Annotated in this window: 13 protein-coding genes; 9 read left to right on the top strand and 4 right to left on the bottom strand. The window is 64.0% G+C overall.

Annotated elements, in window-relative coordinates; all coding sequences use genetic code 11:
- From LQD11_RS11780 to aroK, 3 genes are read right to left on the bottom strand one after another with little or no spacing between them, the layout of a single operon-like run.
- Positions 1-1,182, bottom strand: coding sequence for a deoxyguanosinetriphosphate triphosphohydrolase (locus LQD11_RS11780; RefSeq protein WP_008932933.1), 1,182 nt, complete (start codon positions 1,180-1,182; stop codon positions 1-3).
- The gene (gene aroB, locus LQD11_RS11775) at positions 1,179-2,270 is read right to left on the bottom strand and encodes a 3-dehydroquinate synthase (protein WP_238617721.1); all 1,092 of its coding nucleotides are present in this window, start codon (positions 2,268-2,270) and stop codon (positions 1,179-1,181) included. Before aroB ends, LQD11_RS11780 begins: the two co-directional genes overlap by 4 nt.
- Before the next feature lie 57 nt (positions 2,271-2,327).
- Positions 2,328-2,891, bottom strand: a complete 564-nt coding sequence (aroK, locus tag LQD11_RS11770) for a shikimate kinase AroK (RefSeq protein ID WP_238617720.1) — start codon at positions 2,889-2,891, stop codon at positions 2,328-2,330.
- Positions 2,892-3,055: 164 nt separating this feature from the next.
- Between aroK and prsT the strand changes: the two genes are divergently transcribed.
- The 8 genes from prsT (at position 3,056) to LQD11_RS11730 (ending at position 12,402) form a co-directional block, all read left to right on the top strand.
- Positions 3,056-5,842, top strand: a complete 2,787-nt coding sequence (gene prsT, locus LQD11_RS11765; protein WP_238617719.1) for an XrtA/PEP-CTERM system TPR-repeat protein PrsT — start codon at positions 3,056-3,058, stop codon at positions 5,840-5,842.
- A 116-nt stretch (positions 5,843-5,958) separates the two neighbouring features.
- The gene (gene pilV / locus LQD11_RS11760; protein WP_276315700.1) at positions 5,959-6,417 is read left to right on the top strand and encodes a type IV pilus modification protein PilV; all 459 of its coding nucleotides are present in this window, start codon (positions 5,959-5,961) and stop codon (positions 6,415-6,417) included.
- Positions 6,414-6,971 carry a PilW family protein gene (locus LQD11_RS11755; RefSeq protein WP_238617718.1) on the top strand — a complete coding sequence of 186 codons (558 nt, stop codon included), beginning with the start codon at positions 6,414-6,416 and terminating at the stop codon, positions 6,969-6,971. Before pilV ends, LQD11_RS11755 begins: the two co-directional genes overlap by 4 nt.
- 104 nt (positions 6,972-7,075) lie before the next feature.
- On the top strand, positions 7,076-8,353 hold the full coding sequence (locus tag LQD11_RS11750; RefSeq protein WP_238617717.1) for a PilX N-terminal domain-containing pilus assembly protein: 1,278 nt from the start codon (positions 7,076-7,078) through the stop codon (positions 8,351-8,353).
- Between the two features lie 545 nt (positions 8,354-8,898).
- Positions 8,899-10,140 carry a TonB-dependent receptor gene (locus LQD11_RS11745; RefSeq protein WP_238617865.1) on the top strand — a complete coding sequence of 414 codons (1,242 nt, stop codon included), beginning with the start codon at positions 8,899-8,901 and terminating at the stop codon, positions 10,138-10,140.
- Between the two features lie 14 nt (positions 10,141-10,154).
- Entirely contained in the window at positions 10,155-11,042 is an 888-nt protein-coding gene (locus LQD11_RS11740) for a metal ABC transporter substrate-binding protein (RefSeq protein WP_238617716.1), read from the top strand.
- Positions 11,042-11,605: an ATP-binding cassette domain-containing protein gene (locus LQD11_RS11735; protein WP_238617715.1), complete on the top strand. Its 564-nt coding sequence runs from the start codon at positions 11,042-11,044 to the stop codon at positions 11,603-11,605. The genes LQD11_RS11740 and LQD11_RS11735 overlap by 1 nt, the downstream gene beginning before the upstream one ends.
- On the top strand, positions 11,605-12,402 hold the full coding sequence (locus tag LQD11_RS11730; protein WP_238617714.1) for a metal ABC transporter permease: 798 nt from the start codon (positions 11,605-11,607) through the stop codon (positions 12,400-12,402). Before LQD11_RS11735 ends, LQD11_RS11730 begins: the two co-directional genes overlap by 1 nt.
- Here the strand turns inward: LQD11_RS11730 and LQD11_RS11725 are convergent.
- A complete protein-coding gene (locus tag LQD11_RS11725; RefSeq protein WP_238617713.1) occupies positions 12,373-12,654 on the bottom strand; it encodes a hypothetical protein in 282 nt (93 codons plus the stop codon). The two genes, LQD11_RS11730 and LQD11_RS11725, sit on opposite strands and share 30 nt — an antisense overlap.
- 229 nt (positions 12,655-12,883) lie before the next feature.
- Between LQD11_RS11725 and LQD11_RS11720 the strand changes: the two genes are divergently transcribed.
- Complete coding sequence (locus tag LQD11_RS11720) at positions 12,884-13,897, top strand: Rpn family recombination-promoting nuclease/putative transposase (protein WP_238617712.1); 1,014 nt, start codon at positions 12,884-12,886, stop codon at positions 13,895-13,897.
- Positions 13,898-14,086 lie beyond the last annotated feature (189 nt).

Here is a 14,086-nt window from a genome sequence, read left to right as displayed (position 1 = left end):
TCATGAGAGTGTGTTCGGGTCGAACAGGCGACCGTATTCGGCAATGGCAAAGCGATCGGTCATACCTGCCAGATAGTCGGCGATGGCGCGGGCCCGACCGGCATCGCCGGTCTCCGCGGCCAGGCGTTTCGCCTTGTGTTCGTGTTCGGTCGGCAGCAGGGCGGGGTCGGCCATGTAGGCCTGGAACAGCTCCGTCAGCACTCTGGCTGCCTTGACGGTCATGCGTTTGACCCGGTAATGACGGTAAAGATGCTGACGCAGAAACCGTTTCAACTCAAGGTTATATTCCCGGATCTGTGGACTGAAGCAAATCAGCGGACGAGGTTGCAGGCGCACGGCCTCCAGGCTGTCCGGCGCTGCCGCGAGGATGCGGGCCTGGCTGCTGTCGATCAGATCCGTGACCAGGCGGTTGATCATGCGGCGGATCACTTCATGACGGGTGCGCTTTTCACTCAGGTCCGGAAAGCGGGTCCGCACTTCCTGAAAGGCCTCCCGGAACAGGGTGACTTCCATGAGCCGGTCCACGGTGATCAGCCCCGAGCGCAGACCGTCATCCACGTCGTGGTTGTTGTAGGCGATCTCGTCCGCCAGATTGTTGAGCTGGGCTTCCAGGCTGGGCTGGTGACCCTGGATGAAGCGGGCGCCGACATCGCCCAGGGCGGCGGCCGCCGCCGGGGTACAGTGCTTGAGGATGCCTTCCCGGGTCTCGAAGGTCAGGTTCAGACCGTCGAATTCCGCGTAATGAGCTTCCAGCACATCCACCACCCGCAAGGACTGCAGATTGTGCTCGAACCCGCCGTAATCGGCCATGCACAGGTTCAGGGCGTCCTGACCGGCATGTCCAAAGGGGGTGTGTCCCAGATCGTGGGCCAGGGCGATGGCCTCGGTGAGATCCTCGTTGAGGCGCAGCACCCGGGCAATGGCGCGGGCGATCTGGGCCACTTCCAGGCTATGGGTCAGGCGGGTACGGAACAGGTCTCCCTCGTGATTGACGAACACCTGGGTCTTGTATTCCAGGCGACGGAAGGCGGTGGAATGAATGATGCGGTCCCGGTCGCGCTGGAACTGGCTGCGATAGCGGGGTGGGTCCTCCGGGTGATGGCGCCCCCGGCTGTTGCCTTCATGCGCCGCATAGGGGGCAAAGCGCTCGGGGTCCATGACAGGCGCCGGATGGGTGTTCATGGGTGGGCCAGGGCCTCCAGGGTGTCGTCCAGGGCGCGGGGATCGAAGTCGGCGGTGACCAGCGACCGGCCGATGCCCTGCATGAGCACCAGGCGCAGCCGGCCCTGCTGAACCTTCTTGTCCACCGCCATCAACTCCCGGAAGCGGGCGGCGGAGAGACCCGGCGGGGCCTCGACGGGCAGCCCGGCGGCACTGATCAGGGCGGTGATGCGTGCGACTTCGGACTCGCTCATCCAGTCCATGCGGCAGGACATCCGCGCGGCCATCACCATGCCCATGGCCACCGCCTCGCCGTGCAGCCAGCGGCCGTAGCCCAGGCCGGTCTCGATGGCGTGACCGAAGGTATGCCCCAGATTGAGCAGGGCGCGGCGACCGGATTCCCGTTCATCTTCCGCCACCACCCGGGCCTTGTCGGCGCAGGAACGGCGGATGGCGAAGGCCAGGGCCTCCGGCTCCCGCGCCAGCAGGCGGGGAAGGTGCTGCTCCAGCCACTGGAAGAACTCCGGATCATCGATGAGGCCGTACTTGATCACCTCGGCGATGCCCGCGCTCAGCTCCCGGTCGGGCAGGGTGTTGAGGGTGTCGGTATCGATCAGCACCAGGCGGGGCTGGTGAAAGGCCCCGATCATGTTCTTGCCCAGGGGGTGATTGACGCCGGTCTTGCCGCCCACGGACGAGTCCACCTGGGAGAGCAGGGTGGTGGGCACCTGGATGAAATCGATGCCCCGCTGATAGCTGGCGGCGGCAAAGCCGGTGATATCGCCGATCACCCCGCCCCCCAGGGCGATCAGCACGGCGCCGCGGTCCAGCCGTCGTTCCAGCAGGGCGGTGTAGATCGTGTCCAGGGTCTGCAGGTTCTTGAACTGCTCGCCGTCGGGCAGGATCACCGTCTCCACCGGGCCGGTGTCGGTCCGTGCCAGGGTCCGGGTGAGGGTGTCCAGATAGAGGGGGGCGATGGTTTCGTTGGTGACCACCATGGCCCGGCGGCCCTTGAGGGCCTGGTCAAGCCATGCCGGTTCATCCAGCAGGCCCCGGCCGATATGGATCGGATAACTGCGTTCGCCAAGTTCAACGGTGAGTGTGTCCATGGGGTCATCATACTCGACGTGTGAAAACCAAGGCCAGATGCGTGTCCGCCGGCAGGCTCAGGTCCCCGCGACCTGGTCCGCGCCCGCGCTCCGGGGGCGGGAGGACGTGTCTCGGGGGCGACGAAAACGCCGGGCAATGGTCCTGACCGTGCCGCGCAGGTGTTCCCGGTCGGTGTCCACGATCAGGTCGGCGATCTCCCGGTATAGGGGGTCCCGGGTACGGAACAGCGCCTCCAGGCGGGCGCGGGGGTTGTCGGTCTGCAGCAGGGGACGGTTGCGATCCCGCGAGGTGCGTCGGAGCTGGGTATTCACCGAGGCGCGCAGATAGACCACCAGGCCGCAGCGGGCGAGCCGGGTCCGGTTTTCCGGACGCATCACCACGCCGCCGCCCGTGGCCAGCACGATGCCCTGACGGCTGCACAGATCATCGATCACGGCCGCTTCCCGGTCCCGGAAACCGGTCTCGCCCTCGTATTCGAAGATGGTGGGGATGCTCACCCCCGTGCGCCGCTCGATTTCCTTGTCGCTGTCCACGAAAGGCAGATGCAGATAGGTGGCCAGGTGCCGGCCCACGGTGGACTTGCCGGCACCCATGGGGCCGATGAGGATGATGTTGGACATGCCGGCCAAGACGGGGAATCCCACTGGTTTCACGTGGTTGCGATGGTGGCATGGAGCGGTGAAGGATGGCAAATACCGCGGACATGTCGGCGGCAACGGAACTGGATTACACTCAGGAAGGACCGCAATCATTCCAGTGCGCACCTCACCATGGAGTCATTCGCATGATGCAAAAGACACTGCTTTCCCGTTCCGTGACGGCCCTGATCCTGCTGCCGACACTCATGCTGGCGGGGTGCGGCCAGACCAGCCATTCCACCGAGGAACGACTGGAGCGCGCCCTGAGCTTTCAGGCAGAAGGCGATCTGCGTGCCGGCATGATCGAATACAGAAACATCCTGCAGGCGGAACCGGAGCACGTGGAAGCCCGCTGGCGTCTGGGGCTGGCTCATCTGGAGTTGGGAGAGGCCGCCGCCGCCGAGAGCGAATTCCGGCGCGCCATGCAGCTGGGTTGGGATGCGCCCGAGGCCGCGGTGCTCATGGCTCGGGCCCAGCAGATGCAGGGTCGCTTCGACAACGTGGTCAGCGGCCTTGATCCGGCCCGGCTGCAGCGCCCGGAGGACATCCGTGACGCCGAAGTGCTGATGGGTTGGGCGCTGCTGGGACTGGAGCGTCCCGACGATGCCGCCGAGTCCTTCCGCAAGGCGCTGGAACTGGCGCCCCGCCATGCCCCCGCCCTGACCGGTCTGGCCCAGGTCCATTTGCTCAAGGGCGAGACGGACCGGGCCAGGCTGCGTCTGACCGAAGCCCTGGAACACCAGCCCGACTACACCGATGCCTGGGACCTGCTGGGGGAGATCTTCCGCGCCCAGGGGCGTCTGGATGATGCCGAACTGGCCTTCACCCGCATGATCGAAAGTGCCGCCATGCCGTACATGGGGCATTTCAAGCGGGCCCTGACCCGCATTGCCCGGCAGGACTGGGAGGGTGCCGCGGCGGATCAGCGGGCACTGGCGCGGCTGGGCGGTGATCTGCCTGCCACGGCCTATATTGATGGCATGATTCGTTTCCACGAGCGTGATTTCCAGGGCGCCGTGCGCGCCCTGGAAACCACCCTGCGTGGCAATCCCGGCTATCTGCCGGCCCTGTTCTTTGCCGGAGCCTCCCATTTTGCCCTGGGCAATCTCCAGCAGGCCGATACCCATCTGGGGCGATTCGTGCGGGTGCAGCCCGACTCGGTCGCCGCCAATCGCCTGCTGGCCGCCGTTCGCATGCAGACAGGACAGGTGGAGGATGCCGAGGTGTTGCTGGATCGGGTCCTGACCCGGGATCCCGCGGACCTGCTGGCGCTGGAACTGATGGCCGGCGTCCAAGCCATGCGCGGTGATGCCGCCGCCGGCATCGGTCTGTTGCGGGAGCGGGTGGCGCTGGATCCGGAATCCATCCCCGCCCGCATGCGTCTGGCCCGGGCACTGATCGAAGGGGGTGACCGGATCGCCGGACTCAAGGAACTAGAATCCCTGCAGTCCCTCATTCCCGATGAGCAGATGCTGGAACTGGCCACGGTGGTGCGCCTGCTGGAAGAACGCAACTTCCAGGAAGCCTTGACCTTGGCTCAGGAGCTGGATGAAAAGCAGCCGGGTCAGGCCGCGCTCAGCAACCTGATCGGCGTGGCCCATCTGGGACTGGGGGATCTGGCCCAGGGCCGGGAGGCCTTCGAGCAGGCCCGCCGCCAGGAACCCGGCAATCTCATTGCCACCCGGAATCTGGCGGTCCTGGCAATGCAGATGGAAGGGCCGGATCAGGCCCTGCAGATTCTGGAGTCCTCCCTGCGGCAGCGTCCCGATGACCATCGCCTGTTGCTGCTGCTGGCCAATCTGGAAGAAAACCGGGGCGACCGGACGCGGGTCGGCCCCTTGCTGGAACGAGCGGTGGCCGCCGCTCCCGAGGCGCTGGAACCGAAGATCCTGCTGGCCCGCTACTACCTCAACACCGATGAGTCCCGACGCGCCGTCTCACTGCTGGAAGGGTTGCGCGCCGCCAACCCGGATAATCCCGCCCTGCTGGAGACCCTCGCCTTGTCCCAGGCGGCCTCCGGGCAGATGGACAATGCCATCACCAACCTGCGCCGTCTCACCGAGATCACGCCCCGGAATGCGGAAGTGCATCACCGTCTGGGACTGTTGCAGCAGCAGGCGGGGCGTCAGTCCGAGGCGCGCAGCGCCCAGGCCCAGGCCCTGGAGCTGAACCCCGAGCACTTGGGCGCCCTGGCGGCCCTGGCCAACCTGGAACGGGAGGCAGGGCGCCCGCAGGAAGTGCTCGCCCTGTCCCGGCGCCTGCAGTCCCTGGAGGCCGGCCGCGCCTTCGGCTGGTTGCTGGAAGGGGATGTTCACTACGTGGCCGAGGCCTTCGGCAAGGCGGCTGACGCCTATGAGTCCTCCTATCAGGCCCAGGCCACCACCGAGTCCGCCATCAAGTACTTTGAGGCCCGGCGCCGGGCGGGGGATCTGCAGCAGGCCCGCCGGCTACTGGCCGGCAGGGTGGACGCGGTTCCCGCCGATGCCCAGTCGCGGATGGTGCTTGGCACGTCCTACCTGGAAACGGGGGAATACGACCGGGCGCTGCCCCATTATGAAATCCTGGTGGAGCAGGTACCGGGCAACGCCATCGTGCTCAACAATCTCGCCTTCATGTATCTGAGGCAGGGAGACGAGCGCGCCCTGGCGATGGCCCGGGAAGCCCATCGGCTGGCGCCCGAGATTCCCCACATTAAGGACACCCTGGGCATGGCCCTGCTGGAGCAGGGGGATGCCGCCGAAGCCCTGAGACTGATCCAGGCCGCCCGTGAGGCCCTGCCGGAGGATCCCACCATCGGCTACCACCATGCCCTGGCCCTGCATCACAACCGGCGTTCGGCGGAAGCCCGTTCCGTGCTTGAGTCCGTGCTGGCCGGTTCCGGTGCCTTCAGCGAGCGTGCGGCGGCCGAGGCCCTGCTGACGCAGCTGAAGTGATGGACGCCTGATCCGGCCCTGCCTCCGCGGGGCCGGGTCTTTGTGCATTAAAAAATGTCTCGGGCTGTGTACACTCAAGGATTCAAGGATGAACATCTGGCCAGAGGTGCCGACCCATGTTGCCTGCCTGTGATATGTGTGATGACCGTGCCGGACGGCACCGAGGTTTTTCCCTGACCGAGGTCCTGGTGGCCCTGCTGGTGCTGTCCATCGGCCTGCTGGGGCTGGCGGCCCTGCAACTGAACGGCCTCAAGGGCGTGCACTCCGCCTATCAGCGCACCCTGGCCGGCGTGATCGCCATGGATGCCGGCGAGCGGCTGTGGATGAGTCTGGCCGATGGGAAAGAACCGGAGGACATCCAGGCCGAATGGCTGAGCGACTGGGGGAATGACACAGATTCACCCGGTTACACTCCCGGCAAGGCCACCTTGCCGGGCTTGAGTGCCAGTTCCATTGACCCTGACAATGGGGGATGGATCATCACCGTGCGCTGGTCCGAGGGACGATTTGACGAACCCTCCGGTCAGTCGGTGTTCGAGTACCGCCTCACCCTGCCGACAGGGGGTGGTTCATGAGCGCACCTTCCTCTTGCCGGATTCCCTTGCCGCGTCAGTCGGGCCTGTCCCTGGTGGAACTGATGGTGGCCATGGTCCTGGGCCTTCTGCTGCTGGCGGGGGTGATCCAGGTCTTTCTGGGCAATCAGACCACTTATCGGGAGACCCAACGCCTGGCCGCCCTGCAGGAAGCCATTGGCTACGGCGTGGACTTCATGGTTCGGGACATCCGGGGCGCCATTGCCCTGGAGGTGGATAACGGGATGCTGCGGGTGACCCGCGACCGGGATCTGGCCTGGTGCGGCGTCGATGCGGGTGTGGGGGATGTTTTCTACTACGTGGCGGCCGGTGGTCTGCGCTGCGGTGACGGCGCCACCCAGAACCATGAGCTGGTGCCGGGGCTGAAGGATGGATCCATGGTCATCCGTCTGATACCGGAGGATAACGTCCCAACCATCGGCGTCCGTATCAGCCTGGTTTTTGAAAGCCGTTCCGCCCCCGGTCAGCCCGTCCATGAGCACCCCGTGCAGTTTCATGTGGCGCTGCGCAACGCCCTTCTGCCTTACGTTCAATAGCCTCTTGCCTGCACCGAACTCTGAACCAGTTCAAGGTTTTCCGGGTATCGGGTTGCTTTAATGGATGAATCGAGGCGACAGACGGACTTGTCAGGGAGGTTGAGATGCCCATTTCTCCGGTTCGCGAGCGGGGTGCCGTGCTGGTGGTCAGCCTGGTGCTCCTTGTCCTGGCCACCCTTGTGGGCGTGAGCGGCATCAGCACGGCGGTGATTCAGGAAAGGATTGCCGGTAACCACAAGCAGATCTCCGATGCCTTCATGGCGGCGGAGAGTGGTCTTGGCCACGTCGTCAAGGTGCTTGCGAACCCATCCGCTGACGCCTGGGATTCGGAAGAGGACATGCTGGAGGCCATCGGTGGTAGCGGCCCCCACTATGTGAGTGGCCCTGGCGGTGCTTTCTGGGGAGCTGAAGTCGTCTACCCCTATCCGGGTAAGGATCACCACGCTGAAATCACTGTGACCGGAGAGGTTGCGGGGATTGGCGCACGTCGTGTGCTCAAATTGAGCGTGGATCGGTATCTTGACCCCCCCGGTTCGGGGGATCCGGTGCCTGATTCCGCGTATACCTGCATCGGTACTGCGTGTGAGTTGGTTCGGGTACTGCCGAAACAAGGCAAGCTTTACTATGATGGCGGAGATTGGCTTCCCCCCAGTGAACGCTCTTGTGGTTCCAGTAACTGTTTAACCGGCACCCTCCTGGACGAAGCAGAATCCATGGCAGGTGTCCACTTGGTGTCGTCCGAGGCTCATCTGACGGAGTCCGAGACGCTCGCTGTCCTTTCTGATTTGCCGGCGCAAATCACCGGCGATCCCCAGATAAAGGTCACATCACCGGACGCATTTGGTGGCCCCCCCGGCGGGCGCGGCTGGCAGGAGTATGTGCATGAGTTGCTCGATGGCCGGTCCGGAATGGTTTCCACGCTTGCGCTTGATCTCTCTCCGGATTCCGGGAGCCTAGGGCTTGGTGATCTGGTTCGCAGCGATGCGCCCGGCGTTTACCACATCACCGGCTCCGGCAGCATCGGCCTGTCTGAGAACGTTCATGGCGCCGGTGTTCTGGTCATTTCCGGCGGTATGTCCGATAACGTCATGCACACTGTCAATCTTTTCCCCTCAAAGGGGACGTTCATTTTTGAGGGGCTCGTCATCCTTGTGGACGGCGCCATCGTGAACACCGACTTGGCCAATATCAGCATCTACGGGGCGGTGGTTACCCTGCTCGACGAGCATGCGGAATCGGGTGGTGGATTGATGGGCAATGTGGATATCCGCTACAGCAGCAAGGCCTTGGAGCGGTTGACCGAATACCGTCTCTGGGATCCCCTTCGTCCGGGGTTTACATGGACCTGGCGTGAAGTGATGGATCAAGGTCAGAACATATGACGCGGCGGGATCCGCCCCTCTGATCGTAATTCGGTAATCTAAGGAGGGCGCTGGGATGATGCCTGTTGGAGCTCGCCCACCTCCACAACCCTCGGTAAGCCCCGTGTGAATGGTGTTGCCTGCATGGTTTCCGGGTTAATGCAGCGCGACCCTTGTCGAGCATTCACATGCTTTGAATGGTTTTTCTTTCTCTTCCCTCCCTTTCCCGTCAAGTCATTCCCGCGAAGGCGGGAGTCCAAGGTTTCAATTTGACTGGATTCCCGCCTCTGCGGGAATGACGGCGGGTGGCGCTTTGGTTGGGAATCCTTCGCGGGAATGACGGCGGGAGGGCGCCTTCGCCCGGAATTGTCTCATCTCCACTGTTGATTCTGGTTTGTTATGTTATAACATCTGCCTGGTTCGCCGAATCAACGCACCAGACTGAAACGGAGATGACCATGGCCACGAAACGCCTTCCGCTGACAGCGGCTGCCTTGCTGCTGTTTCCCTTGTCCGGGGTGTATGCCCAGGAGCCGCCGCGCGGCAGCACCCTTGCCGGCGCCACCATGACACCGCTGCCGGCATTGGGCGGTGAACGGGTGTCTTCCGGCAGCGCCTTCAACCCGGACATCTCTGTCATCATCGATACCGTGTATTTGAACGAATTCAGCGGCCATGTGGGCACCCCGGCCGGGTTTGGGGGTGGCCACGATCATGGTCATGACCACGGCCATGATCACGATCATGGTCACCACCACGGCCATGGCCTGGAGGAGGGCTTCAATTTCCGTTCCGCGGAACTCACCTTCACCGCCTCCGTGGATCATTACTTCGATGCACTCCTCACCCTGCACCTGGATGAAGACCACGTGGAGGTGGAGGAGGCCTACATCACTACCCGCAGCCTGCCCGCCGGCCTGCAGATCAAGGCGGGCAAGTTCCTCTCGGACATCGGCTACATCAACGCCCAGCACACCCATGACTGGGCCTTCGTGGATCGCCCCCTGGTGAACGAATACCTCTTCGGCGACCACGGACTGCAGGAGAAGGGCGTCCAGCTCACCTGGACCCCGAAGACCGCTTTCTACAGCGTCTTCGGCCTGGAACTGCTCCAGGGCGAGACTGCCGGCATCGCCTCCTATGAAGGGCATGGCGAGGGCAAGCCCTTCAGCGACAAGTCCGGTCCCCGGCTCATCACCGGCTTTGCCAAGCTGGCTCCGGATCTGGGCTACAACCACGCCGCCCAGTTCGGCCTTTCCTATGGCCATGCCCGCGCCTTCCAGCTGTCGGACTTCCACGATCACGGCGACCACAGTCACCGCCTGAGCTGGGACGGCACCGCCTGGTTTGCCGGTGTGGACGCCGTCTACAAATACGACGCCGGTCGGTCATTCGGTCATGGGGACTGGGTGGTGCAGGGGGAGTATTACCACCGGGAGATCGATGTGGATTTCCGGAATAACCAGCGTCCTCCGGTGTCCGACGTTGCCCGTCAGGACGGCCTGTATGTGCAGGCGGTGTACGGTATTGCACCCCGCTGGCAGTTCGGTGTCCGGGCCGATGCCCTGGGCATGACCAACCGCAACACCCTGCAGTGGATGGGGCACGGACATCAGGGTTACGAGTCCTTCGGCACCTCCTACCGCTATGCCGCCAACCTGACCTTCCGTCCCACCGAGTTCTCCTTGCTGCGTGCCCAGGTTAACCGGGCAGATTTCGCCAGTGAGGACGATCATGACGAGGATGGCTGGGCCTTCATGCTGCAGTTCCAGGTCGCACTGGGCGTGCACGGTGCCCACCGGTTTTAAAGGAGATCAGGACGATGCAAAAATGGCTGGCAGGACTGTTGCTGATGTGTCTGGCCGTCACGGCCCAGGCCTCCCTCCAGGTGGTAGCCACCACCTCGGCCATGGGCATGCTGACGCAGACCGTGGGTGGTGACGCCGTCACGGTGCGGGTGCTGGCACCGCCGGATCGGGATGCCCATTACCTGCAGGCCCGTCCGAGCATGATGGCGGCCCTGCGCGGCGCCGATCTGGTGGTGGCCGTGGGGGCGGACCTGGAAGTGGGCTGGCTGCCCGCGGCCATCCAGGGGGCCGCCAACCCGGCCCTGAACCCCGGCCGAACGGGTTACTTCGAAGCCGCCGCCCAGGTGGCGTTGATCGACGTCGGCGGTCCGGCGGATCGGTCCCTGGGGGATGTCCATCCCGCCGGAAACCCCCATGTGAACATGGACCCGGTCCGCATGGCCGAGGTGGCCCATGCGCTGTCGGAGCGCCTGTCCCTGCTGGTGCCGGAGGATGCCGCCAGGTTCCGGGCCAACGCCGAGGCCTTTGCCGATAAGGTAGAGGCCCGACTGCCGGCGTGGCAGGCCCGGGTGAGCGGGGCGCCGGGGGTGGTCTTCTACCATAAGGATGCGGATTATCTGGCGTTGCGACTGGGGGTGCCGGTGCTGGGTTACGTCGAACCCGTACCGGGTGTTCCGCCCACCGCCCGGCATCTGCGCGATCTGGTGCGTGACCTGACGGGCCGGGACGGCGTCGTGATCCGGGCCGTTCACCATCCGGAGCGGGGGCCGCGCTTTGTGGCGGAACAGCTGGACTGGCCCCTGCATGCCCTGCCGCTGGACCCACCCCTGGGCGCGGATGCCGAGGCCTATCTGGCACTGATCGACCAGTGGGTGGAGGCCATGGTCGGGAATGCTCGGTGATGCAGCCCCTGCTGGTCTGTGACGGACTGATCGCCGGCTATGACAGGCCGGTGGTTGGTCCGGTCAGTTTCGATCTCTACGCCGGGGAAGTGGTGGGTCTGCTGGGCAGTAACGGGGCGGGAAAATCCACCTTGCTCAAGGCCCTCACCGGTCAGGCCCGGGTCTTCGACGGTTGCCTGACCAGGGCACCGGGGCTGCGCATGGCCCATCATCGCCAGCAGCCCGTTCGCCCCCGGGAGTGTCCTCTCACCGGGGATGACCTGGTGCGCCTCACCGGGGCCGGTCGACGGACGCCCCCCGATGACGTGGCCCGGTTGCTGGATTGCCGCATGGATCAGCTCAGTGGCGGGCAGTTCCAGATCGTACAGATCTGGGCCTGTCTGGGCAGTCCGGCCGATCTGATCCTGCTGGATGAGCCGACCAACAACCTGGACCCGGAGGCCACCACCGGCCTGGTCCGCCTGATTCGGGAAGGTCTGGGCGGGCGGACCCTGTTGGTGGTGAGTCATGAAGCCGACTTCATCCAGACGGTCTGTTCCCGTGTCGTGCCCGTGAGTCCGTGATGCTTGAACTGCTTCTGGATCCCTTGTTTCACCTGCCTTTCGTGACCGGTTTGTTGCTGGCACCGGTCGCGGCCATGGTGGGTGTCTATCTGCGGCTGCGGGATGAATGGCTGGCGGCCCTGGCCTATGCCCAACTGGCGGGGGCGGGTGGTGTGGTGGCTGTGGCACTGCACGCATCGGTCATGCTGGGTGCCGTGGTGGCCGCCGGTGGACTGGCCGTCATCAAGGGCTTGCTGACCCGTCCCGGCAACGACCACTATGTGATCTTCATTCTGGTGGGGTGGGGTGTGGCGCTGGTGGCCTCGGCCTTCAGCGCCCACGGCGACATGGTGGGCAAGTCCTTGATGGATGGGCAGCTTTATTTCACCGGTCGTCCTCATCTGATGGCGGCCGTGGCCCTGATTGTGGCGGGAGTGCTGTGCCTGCCCTGGTTGTCCGGCTGTCTGCTCATGTCCCGTTTCTATCCGGATCATTTTTCGGCCAACGGCCTCTCGGCGCGGCCGCATCAGATCACGTTTGACCTGCTGGTGGTGGCCACCGTGGCCATCACCACCACCAGCTTCGGCGTCATGGCCGCCTTCGCCCTGTTGTTCGTGCCGGCCTGGATCGCCTGGCGCCTGGCCCGTGGCTGGGTGTGGGTATTGTGGCTGGCGGCCGGGATTGCCGTGGTGGCCTATCTGCTGTCCTTCGTGCTGGCGGTGGCCCTGGACCAGCCCTTTGGTCCCGTGCTGGTGCTGGTATTGGCGGCCATGAGCCTGCTGAGGTGGTTACCCATGCCGGTGCCGGGGCGGCGCTGAAGGATGATGTTCAATGTTTTCCCAATTGTGCGGAGGCGAAATCGACGAGCTGTTGGTAGTGACGCTGCCGGATGATGTCCAGCACAGCGCCTCGAACTCGCCCATGCGACGCTTGCTGATCAGACCGGCGCCATGAAGCCCACGTGCTGTCTCGTGCATCTCGTCCAGAATTCGGCTGTTACGCTTTGTCGTTGCCATCACCATGATCCACAATTCCACCGGCAGCCAGCGCAATAGCCAGTTGCCGATCATCAAAACCAAGCAGCTCCCTTGCCACCTCCTGGAGTATCCGCAGTTCGTCCTTGTCGATGTTGGATCGCTCGGCAAAAAGTGGGGGCAAAAAGTGGGTATCCTTTAGATTCCTAGATTTTTACAGAAACTGCGAGGGCAGGCAGGCCGGGATTCAAAGTGAGCTGCCGCTAGCGCGACGCCACCAGCAGATCGGCTACCCTATGGGCCCATCCACCACGACACCCAGGCTATGGGCAACACCCTCCCTAACCCCCACGACACCCTGTTCAAGGCCCTGCTGGAAGATCCCGAACGGGCCGGTACCCTGCTGCGCGAGAGCCTTCCCAAGGCCCTCACCGACAAGATGGCCGATGATCCCCAGCCCGTCGAGGGTTCCTTCATCGACGAGAACCTGCGCGGTACCCACAGTGACCGGTTGTTCCAGGTGGCTCTAAGGGATGGCCGCAGCGCCTTCATCTACACCCTCATCGAGCACAAGTCCTGGCCTGACATGGGGGCGCCCCTGCAACTGATGGGCTACCGCCACCGCATCTGGACCCGCTACGCCCAGGACAAACCGGAACGACTGCGCAAGCTGCCACCCATCATCACTCTGCTGGTCTACCATGGCCGGACCCCATGGAACGTGCCCACCCGGCTGATCGACTGCATCGATGCCGACGAGGATCTGCTGGCACTGCAACGGGATGGCGGCTATGCGGTCAAAGACCTCAACGGCAATACCCCGGCCTACGAGAACTTCTCCGACCACCCCCTGCTGCGGGCAGGACTGGCGGCCCTGGCATGGGCCTTCGTCAAGCAGTTTCACCCCGAGCAACTGGCCCGGTTACTGCGGGATTTACCCGATGAACACCCCCTGACCCGGCAGATATTGATTTACATCGTCCGGGTCCACACAATGACCGAAGATGAATTCAAGCAAGGGGTGGCCATGGCCAAACCCCATCTCGTGGAGGCACTTACCATGTCGCTGGCTCAGGAATGGATGGATCGCGGCGAAGCCAAGGGGCTCCAGAAAGGCATTCAACAAGGGCTTCAGCAGGGGCTTCAACAGGGGCTTCAACAGGGCGAAGCTCAGACCCTGTTGCGTCAGATCGAGCGCAAATTCGGTCCCCAGGCCAGGATGCACTGCCAACAGCGCGTCCAACAGGCCGGTGAGGCTCAACTCCTCCAGTGGATCGATAACATCCTCATCGCGGAACGCCTGGAAGATGTCTTCCAGAACGATTCCTCCCTACAATAATCTGCCCACCCCGGCATGGATTGCCGGGAACAGCAACTGGGTGAATTCCTCGAAACAGGATTCCAGGGCATCCTTCCACGGGCTGTCATGATCCGTGGGCCGCGCCCATCCCGCGCAGGAATTTCGCTTGGCGGGATGCACGCACCGACCCGGCAAAAGGCAAAAGTGGGTGTCCTTTGGATGTAGATG

Source organism: Ectothiorhodospira shaposhnikovii, assembly GCF_022227765.1.
Classification (GTDB): domain Bacteria; phylum Pseudomonadota; class Gammaproteobacteria; order Ectothiorhodospirales; family Ectothiorhodospiraceae; genus Ectothiorhodospira.
The sequence above is the reverse complement of the archived record's forward strand: the minus strand, read 5'-3'. Positions and strand labels throughout refer to the sequence as shown.

What these genes read in the sequence shown, in the direction of transcription:
- prsT (WP_238617719.1), top strand. Translation starts at nt 3,056, where the DNA reads ATGATGCAAAAGACACTGCTTTCCCGTTCCGTGACGGCCCTGATCCTG.
- pilV (WP_276315700.1), top strand. Translation starts at nt 5,959, where the DNA reads ATGTTGCCTGCCTGTGATATGTGTGATGACCGTGCCGGACGGCACCGA.
- LQD11_RS11725 (WP_238617713.1), bottom strand. Translation starts at nt 12,654, where the DNA reads ATGATCGGCAACTGGCTATTGCGCTGGCTGCCGGTGGAATTGTGGATC.
- LQD11_RS11750 (WP_238617717.1), top strand. Translation starts at nt 7,076, where the DNA reads ATGCCCATTTCTCCGGTTCGCGAGCGGGGTGCCGTGCTGGTGGTCAGC.
- LQD11_RS11735 (WP_238617715.1), top strand. Translation starts at nt 11,042, where the DNA reads ATGCAGCCCCTGCTGGTCTGTGACGGACTGATCGCCGGCTATGACAGG.
- LQD11_RS11740 (WP_238617716.1), top strand. Translation starts at nt 10,155, where the DNA reads ATGCAAAAATGGCTGGCAGGACTGTTGCTGATGTGTCTGGCCGTCACG.
- LQD11_RS11720 (WP_238617712.1), top strand. Translation starts at nt 12,884, where the DNA reads ATGGGCAACACCCTCCCTAACCCCCACGACACCCTGTTCAAGGCCCTG.
- LQD11_RS11755 (WP_238617718.1), top strand. Translation starts at nt 6,414, where the DNA reads ATGAGCGCACCTTCCTCTTGCCGGATTCCCTTGCCGCGTCAGTCGGGC.
- LQD11_RS11780 (WP_008932933.1), bottom strand. Translation starts at nt 1,182, where the DNA reads ATGAACACCCATCCGGCGCCTGTCATGGACCCCGAGCGCTTTGCCCCC.
- aroB (WP_238617721.1), bottom strand. Translation starts at nt 2,270, where the DNA reads ATGGACACACTCACCGTTGAACTTGGCGAACGCAGTTATCCGATCCAT.
- LQD11_RS11730 (WP_238617714.1), top strand. Translation starts at nt 11,605, where the DNA reads ATGCTTGAACTGCTTCTGGATCCCTTGTTTCACCTGCCTTTCGTGACC.
- aroK (WP_238617720.1), bottom strand. Translation starts at nt 2,891, where the DNA reads ATGTCCAACATCATCCTCATCGGCCCCATGGGTGCCGGCAAGTCCACC.
- LQD11_RS11745 (WP_238617865.1), top strand. Translation starts at nt 8,899, where the DNA reads ATGACACCGCTGCCGGCATTGGGCGGTGAACGGGTGTCTTCCGGCAGC.